The sequence below is a fragment of the Xinfangfangia pollutisoli genome (assembly GCF_020179405.1).
Taxonomy (GTDB): Bacteria; Pseudomonadota; Alphaproteobacteria; order Rhodobacterales; family Rhodobacteraceae; genus Pseudogemmobacter; species Pseudogemmobacter pollutisoli.
This window is the reverse complement of the sequence record NZ_JAICBZ010000005.1, coordinates 36766-61217: the sequence shown is the minus strand read 5'-3', so window position 1 is coordinate 61217 and position 24452 is coordinate 36766. Positions and strand designations below refer to the sequence as shown.

The 24452-nt window shown below is 68.0% G+C and carries 32 protein-coding genes; 23 read left to right on the top strand and 9 right to left on the bottom strand.

The annotated features are described in order from the left end of the window. Nucleotides 1-35: 35 nt before the first annotated feature. The 6 genes from K1Y73_RS03835 to cobA form a co-directional block, all read right to left on the bottom strand. The gene (locus K1Y73_RS03835) at nucleotides 36-860 is read right to left on the bottom strand and encodes a ferredoxin--NADP reductase (RefSeq protein ID WP_225026595.1); all 825 of its coding nucleotides are present in this window, start codon (nucleotides 858-860) and stop codon (nucleotides 36-38) included. A 71-nt stretch (nucleotides 861-931) separates the two neighbouring features. After that, the gene (locus K1Y73_RS03830; protein WP_225026594.1) at nucleotides 932-1336 is read right to left on the bottom strand and encodes a DUF934 domain-containing protein; all 405 of its coding nucleotides are present in this window, start codon (nucleotides 1334-1336) and stop codon (nucleotides 932-934) included. 73 nt (nucleotides 1337-1409) lie between these two features. After that, nucleotides 1410-2159: a phosphoadenylyl-sulfate reductase gene (locus tag K1Y73_RS03825; RefSeq protein ID WP_225026593.1), complete on the bottom strand. Its 750-nt coding sequence runs from the start codon at nucleotides 2157-2159 to the stop codon at nucleotides 1410-1412. Beyond that, nucleotides 2149-3816, bottom strand: a complete 1668-nt coding sequence (locus K1Y73_RS03820) for a nitrite/sulfite reductase (protein WP_225026592.1) — start codon at nucleotides 3814-3816, stop codon at nucleotides 2149-2151. The genes K1Y73_RS03825 and K1Y73_RS03820 overlap by 11 nt, the downstream gene beginning before the upstream one ends. Next, complete coding sequence (locus K1Y73_RS03815; protein WP_225026591.1) at nucleotides 3809-4132, bottom strand: DUF2849 domain-containing protein; 324 nt, start codon at nucleotides 4130-4132, stop codon at nucleotides 3809-3811. The genes K1Y73_RS03820 and K1Y73_RS03815 overlap by 8 nt, the downstream gene beginning before the upstream one ends. Next, nucleotides 4129-4881 (bottom strand): uroporphyrinogen-III C-methyltransferase, encoded by a 753-nt coding sequence (gene cobA, locus K1Y73_RS03810; RefSeq protein ID WP_225026590.1) that lies wholly within the window; start codon nucleotides 4879-4881, stop codon nucleotides 4129-4131. Before cobA ends, K1Y73_RS03815 begins: the two co-directional genes overlap by 4 nt. A 135-nt stretch (nucleotides 4882-5016) precedes the next feature. Between cobA and K1Y73_RS03805 the strand changes: the two genes are divergently transcribed. From K1Y73_RS03805 to K1Y73_RS03785, 5 genes are all read left to right on the top strand, one after another. Beyond that, complete coding sequence (locus K1Y73_RS03805; protein ID WP_225026589.1) at nucleotides 5017-5478, top strand: Lrp/AsnC family transcriptional regulator; 462 nt, start codon at nucleotides 5017-5019, stop codon at nucleotides 5476-5478. 85 nt (nucleotides 5479-5563) lie between these two features. After that, nucleotides 5564-5923: a HesB/IscA family protein gene (locus K1Y73_RS03800; protein WP_225026588.1), complete on the top strand. Its 360-nt coding sequence runs from the start codon at nucleotides 5564-5566 to the stop codon at nucleotides 5921-5923. A 132-nt stretch (nucleotides 5924-6055) separates the two neighbouring features. Continuing rightward, a complete protein-coding gene (gene tpiA / locus K1Y73_RS03795) occupies nucleotides 6056-6799 on the top strand; it encodes a triose-phosphate isomerase (protein WP_225026587.1) in 744 nt (247 codons plus the stop codon). Nucleotides 6800-6884: 85 nt separating this feature from the next. Next, nucleotides 6885-7823: a DMT family transporter gene (locus tag K1Y73_RS03790; protein ID WP_225026586.1), complete on the top strand. Its 939-nt coding sequence runs from the start codon at nucleotides 6885-6887 to the stop codon at nucleotides 7821-7823. After that, complete coding sequence (locus K1Y73_RS03785) at nucleotides 7823-9010, top strand: cytochrome P450 (protein ID WP_404819056.1); 1188 nt, start codon at nucleotides 7823-7825, stop codon at nucleotides 9008-9010. The genes K1Y73_RS03790 and K1Y73_RS03785 overlap by 1 nt, the downstream gene beginning before the upstream one ends. A gap of 74 nt (nucleotides 9011-9084) precedes the next feature. On the opposite strand, the gene K1Y73_RS03780 is transcribed toward K1Y73_RS03785, so the two are convergent. From K1Y73_RS03780 to ssb, 3 genes are all read right to left on the bottom strand, one after another. Further along, nucleotides 9085-9438, bottom strand: coding sequence for an SUF system Fe-S cluster assembly protein (locus K1Y73_RS03780; RefSeq protein ID WP_225026585.1), 354 nt, complete (start codon nucleotides 9436-9438; stop codon nucleotides 9085-9087). A 124-nt stretch (nucleotides 9439-9562) separates the two neighbouring features. Then, nucleotides 9563-10507 (bottom strand): acyltransferase, encoded by a 945-nt coding sequence (locus K1Y73_RS03775; protein WP_225026584.1) that lies wholly within the window; start codon nucleotides 10505-10507, stop codon nucleotides 9563-9565. A 32-nt stretch (nucleotides 10508-10539) separates the two neighbouring features. Continuing rightward, nucleotides 10540-11091: a single-stranded DNA-binding protein gene (ssb, locus tag K1Y73_RS03770; RefSeq protein ID WP_225026583.1), complete on the bottom strand. Its 552-nt coding sequence runs from the start codon at nucleotides 11089-11091 to the stop codon at nucleotides 10540-10542. Nucleotides 11092-11381: 290 nt separating this feature from the next. On the opposite strand from ssb, the gene K1Y73_RS03765 reads away from it, so the two are divergent. The 18 genes from K1Y73_RS03765 to K1Y73_RS03680 all read left to right on the top strand — a co-directional run bounded on the left by K1Y73_RS03765 (nucleotide 11382) and on the right by K1Y73_RS03680 (nucleotide 24451). Continuing rightward, entirely contained in the window at nucleotides 11382-11996 is a 615-nt protein-coding gene (locus K1Y73_RS03765; RefSeq protein WP_451923578.1) for a lytic transglycosylase domain-containing protein, read from the top strand. Between the two features lie 123 nt (nucleotides 11997-12119). Continuing rightward, the gene (gene fabF / locus K1Y73_RS03760; RefSeq protein WP_225026582.1) at nucleotides 12120-13379 is read left to right on the top strand and encodes a beta-ketoacyl-ACP synthase II; all 1260 of its coding nucleotides are present in this window, start codon (nucleotides 12120-12122) and stop codon (nucleotides 13377-13379) included. A 3-nt stretch (nucleotides 13380-13382) separates the two neighbouring features. Then, nucleotides 13383-14573 carry an endolytic transglycosylase MltG gene (gene mltG / locus K1Y73_RS03755; protein WP_225026581.1) on the top strand — a complete coding sequence of 397 codons (1191 nt, stop codon included), beginning with the start codon at nucleotides 13383-13385 and terminating at the stop codon, nucleotides 14571-14573. 184 nt (nucleotides 14574-14757) lie between these two features. After that, complete coding sequence (locus tag K1Y73_RS03750) at nucleotides 14758-15198, top strand: permease (RefSeq protein ID WP_225026580.1); 441 nt, start codon at nucleotides 14758-14760, stop codon at nucleotides 15196-15198. After that, complete coding sequence (locus tag K1Y73_RS03745) at nucleotides 15149-16498, top strand: DNA-packaging protein (RefSeq protein WP_225026579.1); 1350 nt, start codon at nucleotides 15149-15151, stop codon at nucleotides 16496-16498. Before K1Y73_RS03750 ends, K1Y73_RS03745 begins: the two co-directional genes overlap by 50 nt. 124 nt (nucleotides 16499-16622) lie before the next feature. Then, on the top strand, nucleotides 16623-17804 hold the full coding sequence (locus K1Y73_RS03740; protein ID WP_225026578.1) for a phage portal protein: 1182 nt from the start codon (nucleotides 16623-16625) through the stop codon (nucleotides 17802-17804). Next, nucleotides 17801-18046, top strand: coding sequence for a GTA head formation protein, RCAP_rcc01685 family (locus K1Y73_RS03735; protein ID WP_225026577.1), 246 nt, complete (start codon nucleotides 17801-17803; stop codon nucleotides 18044-18046). The genes K1Y73_RS03740 and K1Y73_RS03735 overlap by 4 nt, the downstream gene beginning before the upstream one ends. A gap of 13 nt (nucleotides 18047-18059) precedes the next feature. Beyond that, on the top strand, nucleotides 18060-18617 hold the full coding sequence (locus tag K1Y73_RS03730) for an HK97 family phage prohead protease (RefSeq protein ID WP_225026576.1): 558 nt from the start codon (nucleotides 18060-18062) through the stop codon (nucleotides 18615-18617). Nucleotides 18618-18654: 37 nt separating this feature from the next. Next, the gene (locus K1Y73_RS03725; protein ID WP_225026575.1) at nucleotides 18655-19863 is read left to right on the top strand and encodes a phage major capsid protein; all 1209 of its coding nucleotides are present in this window, start codon (nucleotides 18655-18657) and stop codon (nucleotides 19861-19863) included. Nucleotides 19864-19940: 77 nt separating this feature from the next. Continuing rightward, nucleotides 19941-20543, top strand: coding sequence for a head-tail connector protein (locus tag K1Y73_RS03720; RefSeq protein ID WP_225026574.1), 603 nt, complete (start codon nucleotides 19941-19943; stop codon nucleotides 20541-20543). Continuing rightward, a complete protein-coding gene (locus tag K1Y73_RS03715) occupies nucleotides 20540-20878 on the top strand; it encodes a head-tail adaptor protein (RefSeq protein ID WP_225026573.1) in 339 nt (112 codons plus the stop codon). The genes K1Y73_RS03720 and K1Y73_RS03715 overlap by 4 nt, the downstream gene beginning before the upstream one ends. Continuing rightward, nucleotides 20875-21270: a DUF3168 domain-containing protein gene (locus tag K1Y73_RS03710; RefSeq protein ID WP_225026572.1), complete on the top strand. Its 396-nt coding sequence runs from the start codon at nucleotides 20875-20877 to the stop codon at nucleotides 21268-21270. Before K1Y73_RS03715 ends, K1Y73_RS03710 begins: the two co-directional genes overlap by 4 nt. 45 nt (nucleotides 21271-21315) lie before the next feature. After that, the gene (locus K1Y73_RS03705; RefSeq protein WP_225026571.1) at nucleotides 21316-21729 is read left to right on the top strand and encodes a phage major tail protein, TP901-1 family; all 414 of its coding nucleotides are present in this window, start codon (nucleotides 21316-21318) and stop codon (nucleotides 21727-21729) included. Further along, nucleotides 21729-22064, top strand: a complete 336-nt coding sequence (locus tag K1Y73_RS03700; protein WP_225026570.1) for a gene transfer agent family protein — start codon at nucleotides 21729-21731, stop codon at nucleotides 22062-22064. Before K1Y73_RS03705 ends, K1Y73_RS03700 begins: the two co-directional genes overlap by 1 nt. Then, a complete protein-coding gene (locus K1Y73_RS22160) occupies nucleotides 22061-22345 on the top strand; it encodes a rcc01693 family protein (RefSeq protein ID WP_404819055.1) in 285 nt (94 codons plus the stop codon). Before K1Y73_RS03700 ends, K1Y73_RS22160 begins: the two co-directional genes overlap by 4 nt. Further along, nucleotides 22260-22913: a phage tail tape measure protein gene (locus K1Y73_RS03690; RefSeq protein ID WP_225026569.1), complete on the top strand. Its 654-nt coding sequence runs from the start codon at nucleotides 22260-22262 to the stop codon at nucleotides 22911-22913. The genes K1Y73_RS22160 and K1Y73_RS03690 overlap by 86 nt, the downstream gene beginning before the upstream one ends. 9 nt (nucleotides 22914-22922) lie before the next feature. Further along, a complete protein-coding gene (locus tag K1Y73_RS03685; RefSeq protein ID WP_225026568.1) occupies nucleotides 22923-23555 on the top strand; it encodes a DUF2460 domain-containing protein in 633 nt (210 codons plus the stop codon). Then, nucleotides 23552-24451, top strand: a complete 900-nt coding sequence (locus K1Y73_RS03680) for a DUF2163 domain-containing protein (protein WP_225026567.1) — start codon at nucleotides 23552-23554, stop codon at nucleotides 24449-24451. Before K1Y73_RS03685 ends, K1Y73_RS03680 begins: the two co-directional genes overlap by 4 nt. Nucleotide 24452: the final 1 nt, after the last annotated feature.

Here is a 24452-nt window from a genome sequence, read left to right as displayed (position 1 = left end):
TTGCGGCCTTTTTCTTTGGTTGCCGTCGCGGTGTTTCAGATGCCGTCGCCGACGAATGCCTTCTCGACCACGAATTCCTTCGGATCGGAATTCGCGCCTTCGCGCAGCCCGAACCCTTCAAGGATCGCCTTCACATCGACGTTGAAGGCCAGGCTGCCGCAGACCATCGCCCGGTCGGTTGCGGGGTCCATCGGCGGGATGCCCAGATCGGCGAACACCTTTCCAGTGGAAAGATTATCGGTGACCCGGCCCATATGGTGGAAGGCTTCCCGGGTGCAGGTGGGGTAATAGACCAGCTTGTCGGCCACGATCTCGCCGATCAGCGGATCGTCCTTCAGGCCTTCCACCAATTCGCGGCCATAATTCAGCTCGGCCGCCTCGCGGCAGGTATGCATCATGATGACCTGGTCGAACTTCTCGTAGACTTCAGGGTCGCGCATCAGGCTGGCAAAGGGGGCAAGGCCGGTGCCGGTGGCCAGGAACCACAGCCGCTTGCCGGGCAGCAGCGCATCGACGACCAGCGTGCCCACGGGTTTGGGCCGCAGGATGATTTCGTCGCCGGGCTGGATATGCTGCAGCTTCGAGGTCAGCGGCCCGTCCGGCACCTTGATCGAATAGAATTCCAGCTCTTCATCCCAGGAGGGCGAGGCGATGGAATAGGCGCGCAGCAAGGGTTTGCCATTCTCGCCCATCAGCCCGATCATCACGAATTCCCCCGAACGGAAGCGCAGGGACGCAGGGCGCGAGACGCGGAAGGAAAACAGCCGGTCGGTCCAGTGCTTCACCGAGGTGACGGTCTGGGCGTCGGGCAGGTGCGGTTTCGCGGGTCGGGCGGCGGCGGCGGTCGGAAGGTCTGTCATGAGGCTCACGTCGGGCATGAAAGATTTCGCTTTCGGAATATATGGAATGGCGCGCCGAGGGAACCCGGGAATCAGGCGCGCAGCCGCGACTGATAGTCATGCGCCTTCCAGTCGGCCCGGAAGCGCCACTGGTCTTCGGGCTGGCGGGCGGCCAGATCCTCGGGGATCTCGGCCCCGTCAAAGCCCACGCGACGCAGCATCGCATATTGATCGGCGATCACCGGCCCAAGCGCCAGAAGCTGGCCCCGGTAGCCCATGGCGCGCAGCCGGCGCGCGATGGTGAAGGCGCGGCCGTCCGAAAAGGCCGGGAAAGCCACGCGGATCAGCGCCAGCCGATCCAGATGCGCCTGCACCTGGCCGGGATCGTCGGTTTCGGCCAGGTCGACGGCGGTTGCCGCATCGGTCAGATCGGCAAGGGCGACGATCTGACGGGCGGGGGCGGGCGCAAAGCCCGCATCGGTGACGATCACGCTCATCTGCACAGGTCCTTTCCCAGGCAAATTCGTTCGAACGAATTTGCAAATTTCTTCGAAGAAATTTGCCCGCGGCTCATGCCGCATTCTCTTTCGGGGTCCGCACGGCCTTGCCGTCGATGAAATGGATGCCGCATTCCGTCTTGGCGCTGCCGCGCCAGCGGCCGGCGCGCGGGTCTTCGCCCGGCTTCACCGCCGAGGTGCAGGGCGCGCAGCCGATCGAGGGGTAGCCCTTGGCCACCAGCGGATGCCGGGGCAGGCGGTTCTCCACGATGTATTCTTCCAGATCCTCGCGGCCCCAATGGGCCAAGGGGTTCACCTTGATGCGGAAATCGCCTTCGTTTTCAAAGAAGTCGATCGTGCCGCGGTCAGCGTTCTGATAGCGCTTGCGCCCGGTGATCCAGCCGTCGAAGCCGCGCAGCGCGCGTTCCAGCGGCTCGACCTTGCGGATGTTGCAGCAGGCATCGGTGTTGAACTGATGCAGCGTGCCGTCCGGGTCTTCGAAATTCAGCCGGTTCGGATTGGCGCGGATGGTGCGCACGTCGCACAGGGGCAGACGGTCGGCCAGCTGGCGCTGATAGGTCAGCGTTTCCTCGAACAGCATGCGCGTGTCGATGAAGATCACCGGCGTTTCCGGCGCGATGACGGATACCAGATGCAGCAGCACCACCGATTCCGCCCCGAAGGACGACACCAGCGCCACCCGGCCCAGATCGGCATCCTTCAGCGCATGTTCCAGCACCGCCGTCGCCGAATGGTGGCGATAGCGCGCATTCAGCACCGCGACGCGGCCCGCGACCGGGCCGAGGCCTGTGTCACGCGGCATCGCGGGCGCCTTCCCCGTAAAGCGCGGTCTTGAACGGGCCCAGGCCCAGCCGGCGGGTCGCAGCCAGGAAGGTCTCGCCCGCGTCGGTCCGCAGGTCCAGATAGGTGCGCAGCAGCCGTTCCACCGCGGGGACGACCTGGTCATAGGCGAAGCCGGGGCCCATCTTCTCTCCGATCGCGGCGGTTTCGGTGCCATCGCCGCCGAGCGTGATCTGGTAATTCTCCACCCCCGCCCGGTCGAGGCCGAGGATGCCGATATGGCCGACATGGTGGTGGCCGCAGGCGTTGATGCAGCCGGAAATCTTGATCTTCAAGGGCCCGATCTCATGTTCGAGATCAAGTTCCTGAAACCGCGTGGCGATTTCCTGGGCAACCGGGATTGAGCGGGCGGTGGCCAGCGCGCAGTAATCCATGCCGGGGCAGGCGATGATATCCGAGACAAGGCCGATATTGGCCGTGGCAAGACCGGCTTGCGACAGCGCCGCATGCAGCGCCGGCAGGTCCGACTTGTGGACATGCGGCAGGATGACATTCTGTTCGTGGCTGATGCGGATTTCCGAATGGCCGTAACGCTCGGCCAGATCGGCGATCAGGCGCATCTGCTCGGCCGTGGCATCGCCCGGGGTCTGGCCATGCGCCTTGAGGCTGATCGTGACGATGGCATAGCCCGGCGCGCGATGGGCGGCGAGGTTGGTATCGGCCCAGGCGCGGAAGACCGGATCGGCCTTGTAGAAATCGTCAAAGGCGCCGTCGGGCGCGTTGCGGAAGGCGGGCGGCGCGAAGGCGGCGCGGATGTCTTCCAGAAGGCGCTGATCGGCACCGCCGAACAGCGGGCGCATTTCGGCGAAGCGGGCTTCGATCATCCGGGAAAGTTCTTCTTTCCCAGTCTCTTGCAGGGTGATCTTGATGCGCGCCTTGTATTTGTTGTCGCGCCGGCCCAGCGTGTTGTAGACGCTGAGGACCGCCTCGACGTAAGGAAGCAGGTCGGCCACGGGCAGGAAATCGCGCACCACGGCGCCGATGATGGGCGTGCGGCCCAGACCGCCGCCGACCAGAACCTCGAAGCCCGGCTCGCCCGCGGCATTGCGCACCATCCGCAGCCCGATGTCATGGGCGCGGGTCACCGCGCGGTCATGCGGGCTGCCGGTGATGGCGATCTTGAACTTGCGCGGCAGGAACTGGAATTCCGGGTGGTCGGTGGACCATTGCCGCAAGAGTTCGGCATAGGGGCGCGGGTCTTCGATCTCATCCGCGGCGGCGCCGGCGAAATGGTCGGCGGTCACGTTGCGGACGGTATTGCCCGAGGTCTGGATCGCATGCATGCCCACATCGGCCAGCGCCGACAGAATCGCCGGCACGTCGGGCAGTTTCGGCCAGTTGAACTGGATGTTCTGCCGCGTGGTGAAATGGCCATAGCCCTTGTCATAGGTCTGGGCGATCATCGCCAGCTGGCGCATCTGGCGCGGGTTGATCGTGCCATAGGGAATGGCCACCCGCAGCATATAGGCATGCAGCTGCAGATAGAGCCCGTTCATCAGCCGCAGCGGACGGAATTCCTCTTCGGTCAGCGAGCCGTCCAGCCGGCGTTCGACCTGCTGGGTGAACTGGGCCACCCGGGCGCGCACGAAGGATTCGTCGAAATCGGTATAGTCATACATTGGGAAGCTCCGCCTGCTTGCCGTCGGCTTGTTTGCCATGGGCATAGTTCGAGGGACCGCGGCTGCGGAATTCCTCGCGGAAATGGGTGGGCTCGGGGCCGTTCGGGCCGGGGCGGGCATCGGCCAGATAGGCGCCGACGACCTGCAGCTTCTGCGCGGCGGCATGCAGCAGGCGCAGCTGGGCATGCGCCTCGTCCTCGATCAGCTCGGCCTCGGTATGCAGGGGCGACCAGCGGTCATCGGCGGTCAGATAGACGACATCGCCTTCGCGCAGCCGGTTGGCGGTGACGACCTTGGGAGAGAAACGGCGGCTCATGCTTGCGCCTCGTGCAACTGGGACAGGGACAGGGCGGCCGCGCGCGGGGCGAGGCCGAGAAGCAGAAGGGCGGGGCCCTGGGTTTCGGCGACAGTGGCGGGCAGGGTGGCCAGCGTGGCCGCCAGAATGCGCTGATCGGCGCGCGAGACATTCTCGACCACGGTGACGGGCGTGTCGGGCGCGGCGCCATGCATCATCAGCCGGCCCTGCAGGAAGCGGGACGAGCGTTTGCCCATGTAGATCGCCGCGACCTCGCCCTTGCGGGCCAAGCCCTTCCAGTCCTGCTCGGCAAAGCCTTCCATCGCCTGGCCGGTGACGATGCGCAGCCCGGTGTTGCGGCCGCGGCAGGTCAGGCCCTGGCCGATCTCGGCGGCGGCGACGGCGGCAGTGGTCAGGCCCGGCAGGATGCGGAAGGGGATGGCATGGGCGGCAAGCGCCTCGATTTCCTCGTCGAGCCGGCCGAAGATGCCGGGATCGCCGCCCTTCAGCCGCACCACGCGGGCGCCGGTCAGCGCCTGGGCCACCAGCGCGGCATTGATCGCGGATTGCGGGGTCGAGGGGCCGAAGCCTTCCTTGCCCACGTCGATCCGCCGCGCGCTGGCGGGGATCAGCGCCAGAACTTCCGGCCCGACCAGCCGGTCATGGATCACCACCTCGGCGGTCTGAAGCGCGCGCAGGGCGCCCAGCGTCAGATGATCGGCCGCGCCCGGGCCGGCGCCGACGAAAAGGACAGGTGCGATCTGGGTCATGGCGGCCTCGTGTTTTCCCGCCTCTATATAGAATGTTTTCCTTGATTTCCGCCATGTCCCCTTGCGGAAAAGGAAAACTGTTCCGATACTTTGCCGGAAGGGAACTGTGGTTCCGGGAACAGAAGGAATTCGGGAATGGCGGCCGCGCTGGACGAGTTGGACCGGAAAATCCTGTCGGAACTGCAGAAGGATGCCGAGCAATCGCTGGACGAGATCGCCCGCAAGGTGGGCTCGTCGAAGACGCCGGTCTGGAATCGGATCCGCCGGATGAAAGAGCAAGGCGTGATCCAGCGCACCACGGCGATTCTGGATGCCGAGGCGCTGGGGCTGGAGGCCTGTTTCTTCGTGCTGATCCGCACCTCGGAACATGAGGCCGACTGGCAGCGCCGGTTTCTCAAGGCCTTGAAAGAGCGGCCCGAAGTGCTTGAGGCGCATCGTCTGGCGGGCGATATCGACTATATCCTGAAGGTGCGGGTCCGCAATGCGCGGGCCTATGACACCTTCTATCAGGCGCTGATCTCGGAAGTGCGGATCTACAACGTCACCGCGCTGCTGAGCATGGAAGAGATCAAGTCGACCACCACGCTGCCGCTGTAGCGCGGGGCTGCGGGGGATGGGTTGGACGGGGCGGCTTGGAATTTGCCGGCCGAGGCCCTAGATTGGGCGCATAAAGGAGACTCTCATGTTCGGCATTCCCGGCAAGGCCGCCGTCACCTTGACCCCGCAAGCGGCAAAGCAGATCGCCCGGCTGATGGCGCGCGATGGCAGCCAGGGGCTGCGCATCGGCGTGAAGAAGGGCGGCTGCGCGGGGATGGAATACACGATGGACTATGTGTCCGAAGTGAACCCGCTGGACGAGGTGGTGGAACAGGACGGCGCGCGGGTGCTGATCGCGCCCATGGCGCAGATGTTCCTGATCGGCACCGAGATCGACTATGAAAGCGCGCTGCTGGAATCGAAATTCACCTTCCGCAATCCGAATGTCGCCGAGGCCTGCGGCTGCGGCGAGTCGATCAAGTTCAAGGACGCGCCCGCGGCCTGAATGCCGCCGGATCGGGCGCTGACCGCGGATCCTGCGGTTTTGCCTGCGGCCTTCTGTCCCGCCCGCGCGCGCCCGTTGCCTCGCCCCCGCCGATTTGCGACAACCGCAGGGCAAGGCAGAGGGAGACCGGGAATGCGCAGGCTGGCCGCAGGAAATTGGAAGATGAACGGCACTTCGGCGGCGCTGGCCGAGTTGAAGGCGCTGCTCGACGCGCATCCCGATCCGGGCTGCGAGATGCTGATCTGCCCGCCCGCCACGCTGGTGGCACAGGCCGCTTGGGCCGTGCGCGACACGGTGCTGAAGATCGGCGGGCAGGATTGCCACCCCAAGGCCTCGGGCGCGCATACCGGCGACATCTCGGCCGCGATGCTGGCGGATGCCGGGGCTGCCTATGTGATCCTTGGCCATTCCGAGCGCCGCGCCGATCATGGCGAAAGCGATGCGCTGATCCGTGCCAAGGCGGAAGCCGCCTGGGCGGCGGGGCTGGTGGCGGTGATCTGTGTCGGCGAGACCGAGGCGCAGCGCGATTCCGGCGCGACGCTGGAGGTGGTCGGGGGGCAGCTTGACGGGTCGATCCCCGAGGGCGCGACCGCGGCGAATACCGTTGTCGCCTATGAGCCGGTCTGGGCGATCGGCACCGGCCGCACTCCGACGCTTCAGGAAATCGGCGAGGTGCATGGCTTCCTGCGCAACCGGCTGGGCGCGCGTTTCCATGCCGAGGCGACGGGCATCCGGCTTTTGTATGGCGGCTCGGTCAAGCCCTCGAACGCGGCCGAGATCTTCGCGGTCGAGGATGTGGATGGCGCGCTGGTGGGCGGGGCCAGCCTGAAGGCCGCGGATTTCGGCGCCATCGTCGCGGCGCTGGCCGCGGCCTGAGCGGCGGTCCGGGCGATGGGCCGCGCCCGACACGCGCTGTCGCAATAGGGCCAGACCGGGGCGTCGCCCCATGCGACAGGGCGATATGTCCGCAGATATCCTTTCCGCACCGCTGGCGGTGCCCGCACCGCCGCGGCTGGGCCCGGTGGGCGCCAATCTGATCTGCCTTCTGTCGATGCTGGTCTGGGCCGCCGGCCTGCCCGCGGCCGATCTGGTGATCGGGCTTGTGCCGCCGCTGCAGCTGACGGCGCTGCGCTGTCTTTTGGCCGGCAGCGTGCTGGTGGCGCTGTGGGCGCTGGTCGAGGGGCCGCGGGCGGTCTTGGACGCGCCCTGGCTGCGCGGGCTGTGCGTGGGGGGGGTGGCGATCGGCCTGGCCTCGGTCTTCCTGATCATCGCCCAGGCGGCGACCGATGCGGTCACGGTTGCGGTGATCAGCGCCACGATGCCGGTGATCGGCATCGCGCTGGAATGCCTGCTGGACGGCCGCCGCTTCTCGGCCCGGCTGGGGATCGGGTTGGCGCTGTCGCTGGCGGGGGGCGTGCTGGCCTATGCGGCCAGCCTGGGCGCCTTGACCTTCGGCATCGGCGCGCTGGCGGCGCTGATCTCGATCCTGGCCTATACCTGGGGGTCGCGCGCGACGGTCACGATGCTGCCGGGGCTGACGCCCTTGGGCCGCTCGGCCATCACGGTGGCGGGGGCGGCGGTCTGCGCGCTGGTGCTGGCGGGCGGGCAGATCGCGCTGGGCACGCCCTGGCCCGACCTGGGCGCCTTCGGCTGGCGCGAGATCGGCGGGCTGTTTGCCTTCTCGGTGGGCTCGCTGGCGATCAGCCAGCTGTTGTGGATCGTTTCGGTCGGCAGTCTTGGCATCGGCGCCGCAAGCCTGCATATGAACGCCGTGCCCTTCTATGTGATGCTGATCGTCTTTCTGCTGGGCGGCGCCTGGAACTGGCCGCAGGCCGGCGGGGCGGCCGTGGTGGTGCTGGGCGTGATCATCGCGCAAAGCCGACCCCGCAGAGAGAGCTGATGCTGCCGCGACTGTCCCAGAATCCGAAGGCGCCGGCCTTCGTGCAGAACCCCTATCCCTTTTATGAACGCGCCCGAAAGCTGGGACCGTTCTTCCATTGGGAAGACTACGACCTGACCTGCACCGGCAATTGGGCGGCGGTGAATGCGATCCTGCGTGACCGCCGCTTTGGCCGCGAGGCGCCGCCCGAGCTTGCGCCGCAGATCCCGCCGCATCTGGCGCCCTTCTACGCCGTCGAAGCGCATTCGATGCTGGAATTGGAGCCGCCGCGCCATACCAGGCTGCGCAGTCTGGTTCTGCGCGCCTTCACCTCGCGCCGGATCGCGGCGCTGGCGCCCGAGATCGCCGCCCTGTCGGAAGACCTGGTCGCGGCTTTCCCCTCGGGCGATTTCGATCTGCTGACCGCCTTCGCCCAGCCCTTGCCGGTGCGGATCATCGCCCGGCTCTTGGGCGTGCCGGAAGAGCGCGCGCCGGATCTGCTGGCCTGGTCGAATGCGATGGTGGGCATGTATCAGGCCGGGCGGACGCCGGCGATGGAGCAGGCGGCGGTGGCCGCGACCGAGGCTTTCGTGGCCTTTCTGCGCGGCTATGTCGAAAGCCGGCGGGCGCAGCCGGCGGACGATCTGATCACCCATCTGATCGCGGCCGAGGCCGAGGGCGAGCGGCTGTCGACGGATGAGCTGATCACCACCTGCATCCTGTTGCTGAATGCCGGGCATGAGGCGACGGTGCATACCATCGGCAATGGGGTGAAGGCGCTGCTGACGCTGGGCGATGCGCCGGCGCTGGTCGCGCCGGACCGGGTCGAGGCGACGGTGGAAGAGATCCTGCGCCATGATCCGGCGCTGCATCTGTTCACCCGCTGGGCCTATGAGGATGTCGAGGCGATGGGCCACCGCTTCCGCCGTGGCGACCGGGTGGGGCTGTTGCTGGCGGCGGCCAACCGCGACCCGGCGCAATGGGACAGCCCGGCCGCCTTCCGCCCCTCGCGGCCGGCGAAACCTTCGGCGAGTTTCGGGGCGGGGCTGCATTTCTGCGTCGGTGCGCCCTTGGCGCGGCTGGAGCTGCAGGTAGCGCTGCCGATCCTGTTTGCCCGCCATCCGGGGCTGCGCCTGGCAGAAAAGCCGGTCTATGCCGATGTCTACCATTTCCACGGGCTGCAGCGGCTGATGCTGCGCGCGGAATAAACCAAGGGCCCGGGTGCGTCTGGCGCGCCCAGGCCCGCAGGCAGGCTGACATCGGAAAGCCGACCTGGCGCGGCTTACATGAAGCCCAGTTCCAGCCGCGCCTCGTCGGACATCATGTCCATGCCCCAGGGCGGATCGAAGCTCATCTCGACATCGGCGGATTTCACCCCGGGAATGGCGCCGACCGCATCGGTGACCCAGCCCGGCATCTCGCCCGCGACGGGGCAGCCGGGGGCGGTCAGGGTCATCACCACCATCACGTCGTTTTCGGGGCTGATCTCGATCGTGTAGACCAGACCGAGATCGTAGATGTTCACCGGGATTTCCGGATCGAAGACGGTGCGGCAGGCCTCGACCACCTGTTCGTAAAGCGGATGGTCGGTCGTGGAAGGCCGGATCAAGGGCGCGCCTTCGACTTTGCTGTCCATGGGTGTGATCCTGGAAGGGTTGTTGAGTGATTATATAGGAAATCGTGCGGCCAAGGTCCAGTGCGGGCGGGAGGGATCCGGCGGCAGGGCCGCTGGAACACTGGGAGGCCAGAATACTGGGCAGCTAGAACAGATGCCGGGCCAGGCCGGTGCGGCGCAGGATCAGCGTCAGCGCGACCGAGCCTGCGACTGCCAGCGCCCAGACCAGGGCATGGTGCAGGTCGGTATGGCGGATCAGCAGCGCGACGAAGCCCACATGCAGGAAATACAGCCCATTGGCCAGATCGCCGGTCAGCCGCCCCTGTGTCCGGCCGGGCAGGGCCAGCGCCCAAAGCGCCAGCGCCGGGGCGGCCAGGCCCAGGCTTGCCAGCGCGTCATGGCTGGTGGGCACGCCCATGCGCGAGATCGCGAAGGATTCGCCGATCACCGCCAGAACGCCCAGCAGGGCCGCGGCACTGGCCAGGCGGGCGGGCACGCGCGACACCAGGCCGCGGCGGGCGATCAGCAGGCCGAAGGTCACATAGGGCAGGCACAGGAACAGCGGATTGCGCGCCGGCAGCAGTGGGTCGCGGAAGGGCTGGCCCGGATGCAGCAGGTCGGCCGCCATGCCCCAGGTCACCGCGACGCCGCCCGCCCAGGTCAGCAGCGCCAGCGCCAGAAGCGCGCGGTCCGAGGCCTGCCGCAGCGCCAGCAGCACCGCCACCGCAAAGGTCAGTCCGGCCAGATACCACAGATGCCAATAGCCAAACAGCGCGAAGCGCAGCAGCTCGGGCCAGGACAGATGCATCGCAAGCCGCCAGTAGATCGGCAGGTAAAGCAGCATCCAGATCAGATACAGCCGCGCCACCCGCGCCAGCAGCGCCCGGCCGCGGCCCGAGGCCAGCGCGCCCTGCAGGTAATAGCCGTTGAAGACCAAAAACACCGGCACGCCCAGCCGGTAGATCCCTTCGCCGGTCAGAAGATTGACGCTGCGGCCCAGATCGGCAAAGGGATTGGCGTGGATCCCCACCACCATCAGGGCGAGGACCAGTTTCAGCAGATCAACCGCGCGGCTGCGCTCTGCGGCCATGGCGGCCTCTCTCGGTCAGGACCGGGGCGGGATCAGAACGGGATCTCGTCATCCATGTCCGAGGCGCGGCCGCTGCCGCCGCCCGAGGACGCGCCGCCGCCATAGCCGCCGCTTCTGCCGCCGCCGGCCGAAGCCCCGCCCGCGCCGCCGCTGCCGTAATCGTCATAGCCGCCGCGGTCGTCATAGCCCGCGCCGCCACCGCCGCCCGAAGCGCCACCGCCGCCGCCATCACCGCGGCCGCCCAGCAGCGTCAATTCCCCGCGATAGGGGCGCAGCACGATTTCGGTCGTGTAGCGGTCCTGGCCGGACTGGTCCTGCCATTTGCGGGTTTCCAGCGCGCCCTCGATATAGACGGTCGAGCCCTTGCGCAGATATTGCTCGGCGATCTTGGCCAGCGGCTCCGAGAAGATCGCGACCGAATGCCATTCGGTGCGTTCCTTGCGCTCGCCCGAGTTGCGGTCGCGCCAGGTTTCCGACGTGGCGATGCGCAGGTTCACCACCTTGCCGCCATTCTGGAAACTGCGCACCTCGGGGTCGCGACCCAGATTGCCGACGATGATCACTTTGTTGACCGAACCGGCCATGCCTTTCCCCCTGTGACTGACGGATTGCCGCCGGCAGCATCGCGCGGCGTGGTTGAGGAAAGCTGTACACGGGCCGGCGCGGCCCTGCAACCAAGCGGGCGGGCGAGGCGCGACATGCGGGCTTTGCGGCGGGATCGGCAGAGAGCCGCCGATCGGGGCCGGGTAAGGGGAAGCTGACTGGGCCATTCCACGCTGGCACAGGCGGCGATTTTCCGTATAGTGCCGCGGGGGCGGGGCCTTGCGGCCCGGCGCCCTTTGTTGACCACGGCCACGAGGACAGTCGTTTCCGCATGTCGCGCCCCAAGCTTTTCCGGCCCCTTGCTTTGGTTCTTGCCACAGCGGTTGCGCCCCCCGTCATGGCCGAAGAGGCGCTGCTGTTCGGCGGCACCAAATCGCGCAACACGATCTTCAAGTCGCAGACCGCGCTTTTGGATGGCAAGCTGGCCAAGCAATATTCCGGCGCGTCCAAGCTGACCCCGGATTACAAGGCCGGCAAGGATGCGGGCGAAACCGCCGAGGCGGTGCCGAAGTACCGGGGCAATTACAAGGGCAAGTATCTTGAGGTGGCCAAGGCCGTGGCGGCCAAGCATGGCGTGCCCGAGGATCTGTTCCTGCGTCTGGTGCAGCGCGAAAGCGGCTGGAATCCGGGGGCGGTCAGCCACAAGGGCGCCTCGGGCCTGGCGCAGCTGATGCCGGGCACGGCGGTGAAGCTGGGCGTCGATATCGACAGCCCGGAAGAGAATCTGGAAGGCGGCGCGCGTTATCTGCGGATGATGTACGACAAATTCGGCAGCTGGAAACTGGCGCTGGCGGCCTATAATGCCGGACCGGGCGCGGTGGAAAAGCATGGCGGCGTGCCGCCTTATGACGAAACCCAGCAATATGTGAAGGCGATCCTCGGCTAGGGCCGGGGCGCGTGCTGCGAAAGCCTGCCGGGCGGCCCTGCCGCAGCGGGGGCCCGAGTTGCGCGGGGCGCCGGGCGCGTGTATCACCGCCGCAACGCAAGACAGGCCAGAACGGGGGGCAGGATGCGCAGAGTTGTCGTTACAGGTCTGGGGATGGTCACGCCGCTTGCCTGCGGAGTGGAAGAGACCTGGGCGCGGCTGCTGGCCGGCCAGTCGGGCGCCGGGCCGATCACCCGCTTTGACACGTCGAATGTGGTCACCACCTATGCCTGCGAGATCCCCTTCGGCGACGGAACCGAGGGCACGTTCAATCCCGATGACTGGATGGAGCCGAAGGATCGCCGCAAGGTGGATGACTTCATCCTGTACGGAATGGCGGCGGCGACTCAGGCGGTGAAGGATTCGGGCTGGGCGCCCGAGACCGAGGAAGACCGCTGCCGCACCGGGGTGATGATCGGTTCCGGGATCGGCGGGCTGACGACGATCGCCGAGACGGCGGTGATGATCAAGGAGAAGGGGCCGAAGCGCGTTTCGCCCTTCTTCATCCCCGGCTCGCTGATCAATCTGATTTCCGGCCAGGTCTCGATCCGGTTCGGCTTCAAGGGGCCGAACCATGCGGTGGTCACGGCCTGCTCGACCGGGGCGCATGCGATTGGCGATGCGGCGCGGCTGATCATGCTGGGCGATGCCGATGTGATGGTGGCCGGCGGGGCCGAGGCGCCGATCTCGGAAATCGGCATCGCCGGGTTCAACGCCTGCAAGGCGCTGTCGACCAAGCGCGCCGACGATCCGACCAAAGCGAGCCGCCCCTATGATGCCGATCGCGACGGGTTCGTGATGGGCGAGGGTGCGGGCGTCGTGGTGCTGGAGGAATACGAACACGCCCGCGCGCGCGGTGCCAAGATCTATGCCGAAGTGCTGGGCTATGGCCTGTCGGGCGATGCCTATCACATCACCGCGCCCTCGGAAGATGGCGATGGCGGGTTCCGCAGCATGCAGGCGGCGCTGAAGCGGGCGGGGCTGCAGCCCACCGATATCGACTATATCAACGCGCATGGCACCTCGACCATGGCCGACACGATCGAGCTGGGCGCGGTCGAGCGGCTGATGGGCGATGCGGCGGCCGGGGCGACGATGTCGTCGACCAAGTCGTCGATCGGGCATCTTTTGGGCGCGGCCGGCGCGGTCGAGGCGATCTTCTGCGTGCTGGCGCTGCGCGACCAGGTGGCGCCGCCGACGATCAACCTCGACAATCCCGCGGTGGCGCCGAAGCTGGATCTGGCGCCGAACAAGGCGGTGAAGCGCAAGATCGACGTGGCGCTGTCGAACAGCTTCGGCTTCGGCGGCACCAATGCCAGCCTGATTCTGGGCCGGGTCGACTGATCCATGTGGAAATCGATCGCCTCGAACGCGCTGACGCTGTTCATCGTTCTTCTGATGGCGGCGGCGGCGCTGGTGGCCTGGGGACGCAACGAGTTCACCAAGCCGGGGCCGCTGGCGCAGGCGATCTGCCTGAAGGTCGAGCGCGGCGCCTCGATGTCGGCGGTCAGCCGGCAGCTGGCCGAGCAGGGGGCGATCAGCGATCCGCGGATCTTCCGCATCGGCGCGTCTTATTCGGGCCGGGCCGATGACCTGAAGTTCGGCTCGTATCTGATCGAGTCCGGCGCCTCGATGGAGCAGGTTCTGGGCGTGGTCACCACCGGCGGGCAATCGACCTGCGGGCAGGAGGTGAATTTCCGCATCGGCGTGGCCAGCGCGGATGTGGTGCTGCGCGAGCTGGACCCCGCGACCAATCGTTTCGTCGATGTGGTGAAGTTCGATCCCGCGGCCGAGGCGCTGCCGGCCGAATATCTGGCGGCGGCCGAGAAGCCGGATCTGCGCTATCGGGTGACCCTGGCCGAGGGCGTGACCAGCTGGCAGGTGGTCGAGGCGCTGAAACGCGCCGATTTCCTGGACGGCAAGCTGGCTTCGGTTCCGGCCGAGGGTTCGCTTGCGCCGCAAAGCTACGATGTCGAGAAGGGCTCGGCCCGGGGCGATCTGATCGCGCGGATGGCGGCGCAGCAGGCGGCGGTGATCGCCGAACTGTGGCCGCTGCGCGCCAGCGATCTGCCCTATGACACGCCGGAACAGGCGATGATCATGGCCTCGATCGTCGAGAAGGAAACCGGCATGCCGCAGGAGCGGCCGCATGTGGCCAGCGTCTTCGTCAACCGGCTGGAGCGCGGGATGCGGCTGCAGACCGACCCGACGGTGATCTATGGCATCACCAAGGGCGAGGGCGTGCTGGGCCGCGGCTTGCGGCAAAGCGAATTGCGCCGCGAGACGCCCTATAACACCTATGTCATCGACGGGCTGCCGCCGACGCCGATTGCCAATCCGGGCCGGCTGTCGATCGAGGCGGCGCTGAACCCGCTGAAGACCGAGGATCTGTTCTTCGTGGCCGACGGCACGGGCGGGCATGTCTTTGCGGCGACGCTGGAAGAGCATAACCGCAATGTCGCGGCCTGGCGCAAGATCGAGGCGGCACGCGCGGCACAGGGCCAGGAAGAGGGCGTCAGCGGCGTGCAGGGCGAATAGGCCTTTGCCGCCAGACCCTTGGCGGCAGCGCGAGTAGGATCCTAACGAATCCTTAACGCAGCGTTCGCATAACACATTGGTATCATTGCGTTTTTGGCTTGACTTGGCGCCCGGTCCAATGTAGACCTTGGGGCATGATGGATGACGTGTCGAAAGCGGCCGGGGGCAACTCCGGGCCGCTTTTTTGTTGCGCGCCGGTCGCGGCGATCCCAGCCGCGATCCCTGCGGCGGGGGCCTGCGGGACGGCCTGGGAGACCGAGGAAAGATGAGCATCTGGTTCTCGGAAGGGGGAGAGGAGGCCGGGGGCGACCCGGACCGGCCGGTTCCTCTTCCCGACGATGTCCTTGGCTTTACGGAAGATCTGTTCCGTCTGGCCGTAAGCGATCTGAATGCCGCGCTGGCCGCGATCCGGCAGGGGCGGTTCGAGGCGGGCAAGGCGGGCCGGGTCGCGGTGCGCGATCTGGCCGAGATGGGCCGGCAGGTTCTGGAGGAACGCAAGAATGTCGACAAACTCCGCAAACAGATTGCCGGGGCTGTCGGAGCCCGGGGCGAGCTGGACCTCGACCAGGCGCGCGATGAAATCGGGCGCCGCCTGGCTTGCCTCCGCGACGCAAGAGGAGATTGACGGGTTTCTGGGGGGCTTGAGCGAGAATGCGCTGCTGGCACTGCCCTGGATATTCGATTTCTGGGCGCTTCCGCATCAGATGCCGCCCGAGGGGGCCTGGAAGACCTGGGTGATCCTGGGCGGGCGCGGGGCGGGCAAGACCCGGGCCGGGGCGGAATGGGTGCGCGCGCAGGTGGAAGGGGCGACGCCCGAGGCGCCGGGCCGCGCGCGGCGGGTGGCGCTGGTGGGCGAGACCTTCGATCAGGTGCGCGAGGTGATGATCCTGGGCGACAGCGGCATCCTGGCCTGCTCGCCCCCCGACCGGCGGCCGAAATGGCATGCGACGCGGCGGGTGCTGGAATGGGAAAACGGCGCGGTGGCGCAGGCGATCTCGGCGCATGATCCCGAAAGCCTGCGGGGTCCGCAATTCGATGCGGCCTGGGCGGATGAACTGGCGAAATGGCCGAAGGCGCAGGCCAGCTGGGACCAGCTGCAATTCGCGCTGCGGCTGGGGGCGCATCCCCAGCAGGTGGTGACGACGACGCCACGCAATATCGAATTGCTGAAGGCGATCCTGCAGAACCCCTCGACCGTGATCAGCCGGGCGCCGACCGAGGCGAACCGGGCCTATCTGGCGAAAAGCTTTCTGGCCGAGGTGGAGGCGCGCTATGGCGGGTCTTCGCTGGGCCGGCAAGAGCTGGAGGGCGAGCTGGTCGAGGAGATCGACGGTGCGCTGTGGACGCGGGGCATGATCGCTGCGGCGCAGGGCAAGCCGGTGCCGGGGCAGATGCGGATCGTCGTGGCGGTGGATCCGCCGGTGACGGCCACCAAGCGCTCGGACGAATGCGGGATCGTGGTGGCGGGGGCCGATACGCGGGGCGAGCGGAAGGACTGGCGGGCGGCGGTGCTGGCCGACCGTTCGGTCCGGGGCGCCTCGCCCGATGGCTGGGCGCGGGCGGCGCTGGCGGCGATGGAGGAATTCGGCGCCGAGCGGCTGGTCGTCGAGGTGAACCAGGGCGGCGATCTGGTTGCGGATGTGATCCGCCAGGTCGATCCGCTGGCACCGCTACGCGAAGTGCGGGCGATGAAGGGCAAGATGCTGCGGGCCGAGCCGGTGGCGGCGCTGTACGAGCAAGGCCGCGTGGCGCATGGCCGGGGCCTGGGCGCGCTGGAGGCACAGATGATGCAGATGGCGCGGGTGGGCTGGCAGGGGCAGGGCAGTCCCGACCGGCTGGATGCGCTGGTCTGGGCGCTGACCGATCTGATGATCGCGCCCTCGGGGCGGATCGGGGATCCTTCGGTGCGGACGCTCGGGGCCTGAGCCGCGGGGCGGCGGACGCCGGGGGCGCTGCCCCCGGACCCCCGGGATATTTTTCGACAGATGAAAGCTGGCGGCTGTTTTCGGAACGGCCCGGCGGCGGCTTGCCGGATGAAAGGGGCGGAATGTGTTCGATTTCCTGAGGAAGAGCGGGCCGGCGGCGCCGGGGGCGGTGGAGAAGAAGGACAGTGCGACCGGGCGGGTGATCGCCTGGGGCAATGCGGGCCGGGTGGCCTGGAGCCCGCGCGATGCGGTGTCTTTGGCGAAGGCCGGGTTCCAGGGCAACCCAATCGGCTTCCGGGCGGTGCGGCTGATCGCCGAGGCGGCGGCGGCCTTGCCGGTGATCTGCCAGGACGCGGATCGGCGCTATGAGACGCATCCGGTTCTGGCCCTGCTGGCGCGGCCGAATGGCGGGCAGGGGCGGGCGGAATTGCTGGAGGCGGCCTATGGGCATCTCTTGCTGAGCGGCAATGCCTATGTCGAGGCGGTGCCGGGGGCCGGGAAACTGCCGGGCGAACTGCACGTCTTGCGCAGCGACCGGATGGCTTTGGTGCCCGGCGCCGATGGCTGGCCCGTCGCCTATGACTATTCGGTGGGGGGGCGGGTGCATCGCTTTGCCGTGTCGGACGGGCTGAGCCCTGTCTGCCATATCAAGAGCTTCCATCCGCAGGATGACCATTACGGCCTGTCGCCGATGCAGGCGGCGGCGGTGGCGGTGGATGTCCACAACGCGGCCTCGGCCTGGTCGAAGGCGCTTCTGGACAATGCCGCGCGGCCCTCGGGCGCGATTGTGTACAAGGGCGCGGACGGGCAGGCGGTGATGACGCCCGAGCAATATGACCGGCTGGTGGGCGAGATGGAGGCCCATCACCAGGGCGCGCGCAATGCCGGGCGGCCGATGCTGCTGGAGGGCGGGCTTGACTGGAAGCCGATGGGGTTCTCGCCCTCGGACATGGAGTTTCACGAGACGAAGCTGGCCGCGGCGCGCGAGATTGCGGTGGCTTTCGGGGTGCCGCCGATGCTGCTGGGGATTCCGGGCGACGCGACCTATGCGAATTATCAGGAGGCCAACCGGGCGTTCTACCGGCTGACGGTGCTGCCCTTGGCGCAGCGGGTTCTGGCGACGCTGGCGCATTGGCTGGCGGCCCTGTCGGGTGAGATGGTCGAGCTGCGGCCCGATCTGGACCAGATCCCGGCTTTGGCGATCGAGCGCGACCAGCAATGGGCGCGGGTGGGCGCGGCCGAGTTCCTGACCCTGGCCGAGAAGCGGGCGCTGCTGGGCCTGCCGCGGCTGGCGGAGGAGGAATGACGCTGCACAAGGAGGGGGCGGGGTCGCGCTTCGTCCTGGAAGGCTTCGATTCCGCCCATGCGCGGATCGAGGCGAATGAGCGCGTGCTGGAAGAACGCTGGGCCGGGCTGGAATACCGGCTGGTGCAGATCGAGGCGGCGCTGGACCGGCTGGAAAAGCGGATCTGGCTGGGGGTTTACGGGGTCGCGGCCTTTCTGCTGGCGCAGGGGGCCGAGGCCTTGATCCGGGCGGCGACACAATAGGCGAGGTGAGGCGATGGAAGGAATGTCGGGCGCGCCCGAGCGGAAATTCCACCGGCCCGAGGCGGGGCTGGAACTGACCGAGGGGCGGGTGGTGGCGGGTTATGCCTCGCTGTTCGGGGTGAAGGACCAGGGCGGCGACGTGGTGGCGCGGGGGGCCTATGCGGCCTCGCTGACGCGGCTGTCGGCGCGGGGCGGGCGGGTCAAGATGCTGTGGCAGCACGATCCGGGCCAGCCGATCGGGGTTTGGGACGAGGTGCGGGAAGATGCCCAGGGTCTTTGGGTGAAGGGCCGGATCCTGACCGAGGTGGAGAAGGGCCGCGAGGCGGCGGCCCTGCTGACGGCGGGGGCGATCGACGGGCTGTCGATCGGCTATCGCACCGTCAAGGCGGAACGCGACGGCAAGGGGCGGCGTCTCTTGCAGGAGCTGGAACTGTGGGAAGTGTCGCTGGTGACCTTTCCCATGCTTCCCGAAGCGCGGGTGGCGGCGAAGTCTGACGACGTCGCGGCGCTGATGCGTGAACTGGCCGGCGTCTTCGACGAGGCGCGCCGGAGCCTGGCCGAGCGCGGCTAGCGCCCGGGAATTCTTCTTCAACCGAAAGGGGTCGACGATGACCGAGAGAAAGGCTCGGGCCGGGGAAGATCTGTCCCAGGCCCAGATGACTGCCCTTGCGCCGGCCGCGGAAGTGAAAGCCGCGATGTCCGGTTTCCTGCAGGAATTCAAGGGGCTGCAGGCCGAAGTGAAACAAGCGCTGCAACATCAGGAAGAGCGACTGACCATGCTGGATCGGAAAACCATGAGCTACGGCCGCCCGGCCCTTTCGGCTGCGGTGGAAGGCGATGCGCCGCACAAGAAGGCCTTTGATGCCTATCTGCGCAGCGGCGATGATGACGGTCTGCGCGGGCTGGTCTTGGAGGGCAAGGCCTTGTCCACCACGGTGGCGGCCGATGGCGGCTATCTGGTGGACCCGCAGACCGCCGACACAATCCGCTCGATGCTGGTGTCGACCTCGTCCCTGCGGGCGATTGCCAATGTGGTGCAGGTCGAGGCCACCTCGTTCGACGTGCTGATCGACCGCAGCGACGTGGGCTCGGGCTGGGCCACGGAAAGCACCGCGACCACCGAGACGGCGACGCCCGCGCTGGAGCGGATCTCGATCCGGCTGCATGAATTGTCGGCCATGCCGAAGGCGAGCCAGCGGCTGCTGGATGACAGCGCCTTCGATGTGGAAGGTTGGCTGGCCAGCAAGATCGCGACGCGCTTCATCCGGGCCGAGGCGTCGGCTTTCGTGAATGGCGACGGGGTGGACAAGCCCAAGGGCATTCTGCTGCCGTCGAAGGTTGCCAATGCGTCCTGGGCCTGGGGCAGCCTTGGCTATATCGCCACCGGGGCGGCATCGGATTTCGCGCCGACCAATCCGGCCGACTGCATCATCAACCTGGTCTATGCGCTGGGCGCCGATTACCGCGCGAATGGCACCTTCGTGATGAACTCGAAAACCGCGGGCGCGGTGCGGAAGATGAAGGATGCCGATGGGCGCTTCCTGTGGTCGGACGGGCTGGCGGCCGGGGAACCGGCGCGGCTGATGGGTTATGCGGTGCTGATCTGCGAGGACATGCCCGATGTGGGCGCCAATACCTATCCGATCGCCTTCGGCGATTTCGCAGCCGGCTATACCGTGGCCGAACGCCCGGATCTGCGCATCCTGCGCGATCCCTTCTCGGCCAAGCCGCATGTGCTGTTCTACGCCACCAAGCGTGTGGGCGGCGACATCACCGATTTCGCGGCGATCAAGCTGCTGAAAGTCGCGGTGTCGTAACGCGGCGGGCGGGCCGGTCCGGGGCAGGCACGCGCCCCGGGCCGGCAGATCGGGCGGGCCGGCAGCGAGGGGATGAGATGATGTTGACCGAGGAAACGGCGGTGCCTTTGGCGGCGCTGCCGATGGACGAGCTGAAGGCGCATCTGCGGCTGGGGGCGGGCTTTGCCCTGGCGCCGGACCAGGATGGGCTGCTGGAAAGCCATCTTCGCGCCGCCATGGCCGCGATCGAGGGGCGGACGGCCAAGGTGCTGATCGAGCGGCGCTTTCGCTGGGAGCTGGACGACTGGCGCGATGCGGGCGAGCAGGCGCTGCCGGTGGCGCCGGTGGGGGCGCTGATCTCGGTCACGCTGCGCGATGCGGCGGGGGACGAGGTGACGGTCGCGCCCGAGGCCTATCGGCTGATCGCCGATCTGCACCGGCCGCGGATTGCCGGGCGCGGCGTGGCCTTGCCCTCGGTGCCGGTGGAGGGCGCGGTGGCGCTGGTCTTCGATGCGGGGTTCGGGCCCGGCTGGGCCGATGTTCCGGCCGATCTGCGCCAGGCGGTGCTGCTGCTGGCGGCCGAATTCTACGAGCATCGCCATGACGATGGTGCGGCAGCGCCGGGTCTGCCCTTCGGGGTGGTGGCGCTGATCGAGCGCTGGCGCCAGGTGCGGATCCTGGGCGGCGGGGGGCGGCGATGACGGTGCCGCATCTGAACCGCGCGCTGGTTCTGGAACAGGCCGAGCGCGTACCCGATGGCGCGGGCGGGTTTTCGACCAGCTGGGCCGCGCTGGGCACGCTTTGGGCCGAAGTGCTGCCCGGCACGGGGCGCGATCCGGCGGGGGAAGAGGTGGTTCTGACCTCGGTCTCCTATCGGATCACCGTGCGGGCGGCGCCGCCGGGTGCGGACAGCCGGCCGAAGCCCGGGCAGCGCCTGCGCGAAGGGGCGCGGGTCTTTGCCATTCTGGCCGTGACCGAGCGCGACCCGGGCGGGCGCTGGCTGGTCTGTTTCTGCCGCGAGGAGGCACCGCAATGAGCTATGCCGCATCGGCCGCCCTGCAGGCGGCGATCTATCAGGCGCTGACCACGGCACCGGCTCTGGCGGGGGTGGCGGTCTATGACGCGGTGCCGCCTTCGCCCGCCGGCACCTTCGTGCTGGTCGGGCCTGAAGAGGTGCGCGACGCCTCGGACAAGACGGGCGCCGGGGCCGAGCATCAGATCGCGGTCAGCGTGATCAGCGACGGCACCGGGTTTCTGGCGGCAAAGACCATTGCCGCGGCGATTTCCGATCTGCTGGTGGGCGCAAGCCTGGCGCTGAGCCGGGGCAGCCTGGTGTCGCTTCTGTTCCTGCGCGCCTCGGCCCGGCGGATCGACGAGGGCGAGGTGCGGCGGATCGACCAGGTTTTTCGCGCCCGGATCGAGCTTTAAGCGGCCGTTTCGGCCGGAATTCCACCCCTGTTCAGGAGAGATGCCATGGCAGTTCAGGCCGGCAAGGACCTTCTCATCAAGATCGACCAGACCGGCGACGGGATGTTCGAGACCATCGCGGGGCTGCGCGCCACGCGGGCGGCGTTCAATGCCGAGACGGTGGATGTCACCTCGCTGGAATCGGCGGGGGGCTGGCGGGAATTGCTGGCCGGCGCCGGGGTGAAATCGGCGGCGATTTCCGGCTCGGGCGTGTTTCGCGACGCGAATACCGACGAGCGCGCCCGGCAGATCTTCTTCGATGGCGAGATCCCGGATTTCCAGGTGGTGATCCCGGATTTCGGCGTGATCGAGGGCCCGTTCCAGATCACCGCGCTGGAATATGCGGGCAGCCACAATGGCGAGGCGACCTATGAGGTCACGCTGGCCTCGGCCGGGGTGCTGACCTTTACGGCGCTGTGATGGCGAACCCTTTCGCGGGCGAGGTGGCGATCACGCTGGATGGCGTGCCGCATGTGGCGAAGCTGACGCTGGGGGCGCTGGCCGAGCTGGAAGGCGCGCTGGAGGCGGGATCGCTGTTCGATCTGGTGGAGCGGTTCGAGACCGGGCGGTTTTCCACCCGCGACGTGCTGGCGCTGCTGGTGGCCGGCTTGCGGGGCGGCGGCTGGCAGGGGCAGGCGCGCGATCTGCTGGCGGTCGAGATCGGCGGCGGGCCGGTTGGCGCGGCGCGGGCGGCGGCGGAATTGCTGGCCCGGGCCTTTGCCTTGCCGGGCGCCCAAGCGCAGGCCGGGGGATGAGCGGGCGGATCGACTGGCCGGGGCTGATGCGGGCGGGGCTGCATGGGCTGGGGCTGGAGCCGGCGGCGTTCTGGCGGCTTACGCCGGTGGAATTGCGGATCATGCTGGGGGCAGAGCAGGCGGCGCTGCCCCTGACCCGGGCGCGGCTGGCGGAATTGGCCGCAGCCTTTCCGGACAGGACAAGGGGAGACAGGGATGGCCGAGATCTCGGATCTGACGGACCAGTTGGCGGCGCTGGAGGAAAGGCTTGGCAGCTCGACCGCGATGGTGGCGGCCTTTGAGGGCGAATTGGCGCGCCTGAGCAACTCCGCGACCTTCACCACGCGCGAGGTCAGCACGCTGTCGAGCGGCATGTCGGGCGGGCTGCGGCGATCGTTCGACGGGTTGATCTTCGACGGGATGAAGCTGTCCGAGGCGCTGAAGGGCGTGGCGCAGTCGATTGTCGACACGGTCTATAGTGTGGCGATGCGGCCGGTGACCAACGCCTTTGGCGGCATGCTGGCGCAGGGGATCAACGCGCTGGCCTCGGGCATTCTGCCCTTTGCCAAGGGCGGCGGCTTTGCGCAGGGGCGGGTGATGCCCTTTGCTGAAGGCGGGATCGTCTCGCAGCCGACCATGTTCCCGATGCGCGGCGGGCGCGGACTGATGGGCGAGGCGGGGCCGGAGGCGATCATGCCCCTGACCCGTGGCGCCGATGGGCGGCTGGGGGTGCAGGCCCAGGGCGGGGGGCGGGCGGTGAATGTGGTGATGAACATCGCCACCCCCGATGTGCAGGGATTTCAGCGCAGCCAGAGCCAGCTGGCCGCCCAGGTCAGCCGGGCGCTGGCTCGCGGGCAGCGCAACAGATGAGGGCGGGTGATGGCATTTCATGAGATACGGTTTCCGGCCAATCTGAGCTTCGGCTCGGTCGGCGGGCCCGAGCGGCGGACCGAGATCGTGACGCTGCAGAACGGGCATGAGGAACGCAACACGCCCTGGGCGCATTCGCGCCGGCGCTATGATGCGGGGGTCGGCCTGCGGTCGCTGGACGATCTGGAGGCGCTGATCGCGTTTTTCGAGGCGCGGCGCGGGCAGCTGCACGGGTTTCGCTGGAAGGACTGGTCGGATTTCCGGTCGTGCCCGCCGTCGCGCAGCACGGGGCCGCTGGATCAGGTGATCGGGTTGGGAGATGGGGTCACGGCGGTCTGGCCGCTGGTGAAGACCTACAGTTCGGGCGGGGAAAGCTATCTGCGGCCGATCGCCAAGCCGGTTCTGGGCACGGTCAGCATTGCAATTGCCGAAGATCCGAAGGTCGAGGGGCTGGAATTCACCGTCGATCCGGCGACGGGGCTGGTCACCTTCGACGTGCCGCCGCCTATGGGCGCGCAGATCAGCGCGGGCTTCGAATTCGACGTGCCGGTGCGCTTCGATACGGATGCGATCCATGTCTCGGTCGCGTCCTTCCAGGCGGGCGACGTGCCGGCGGTGCCGGTGCTGGAGATCCGGCTGTGAGTGCCGCGGATCTGGATGCGCATCTGGCGACGGGCTTCACCACGGTCTGCCGGGCCTGGGTGGTGACGCGGCGCGACGGGCAGGTGCTGGGCTTCACCGATCACGACCGCGATCTGGTGGTCGAGGGGGTGCCCTGCAAGGCGGGGGCGGGGCTGACGGCGCGGGCGCTGCAGCAGGTGACGGGGCTGGCCGTCGACAATTCCGAGGCGATGGGGGCGCTGTCGGATGCGGCGATCACCGAGGCGGATCTGGCGGCGGGGCGCTATGATGCGGCCGAATTGCGGGTCTGGCTGGTGAACTGGGCCGATCCGGTGGCGCGGGCCGAGATCTTTCGCGGCACGCTGGGCGAGGTGACGCGCAAGGGGCTGGGCTTTCGGGCCGAGCTGCGCGGGCTGACCGAGCCTTTGAACCAGCCGATCGGATTCGCCTATACCCGCGGCTGCTCGGCCGTGCTGGGCGACGGGCGCTGCCGGTTCGACCTGACGCAGCCCGGCTATTTCGCCGAGCGCGCGGTGGAGGCGGTGGAAGAGCGCGGGCTGGTGCTGCGCTTTGCCGATTTCACCGGCTATGACGACCGCTGGTTCGAGGGCGGGCGGCTTGAGGTGCTGAGCGGGGCGGCGGCGGGCCTGTCGGTGATGGTCAAATCGGACCGGCTGGCGGGCGTGGCGCGGCGGGTGGAACTGTGGCAAAGCCTGCGGGCGCCTTTGGCGGCGGGCGATTTGCTGCGGATCGAGGCGGGCTGTGACAAGCGGGCCGAGACTTGCCGGGTCAAGTTTGGCAACTTCCTGAATTTCCGCGGCTTTCCGCATATTCCGGGCGAAGACTGGCTGGCCGCCTATCCGCGGCCCGGGCAGCCTGCCTCGGGCGGAAGCCGCATCCCGGGGATCTTGCCATGAG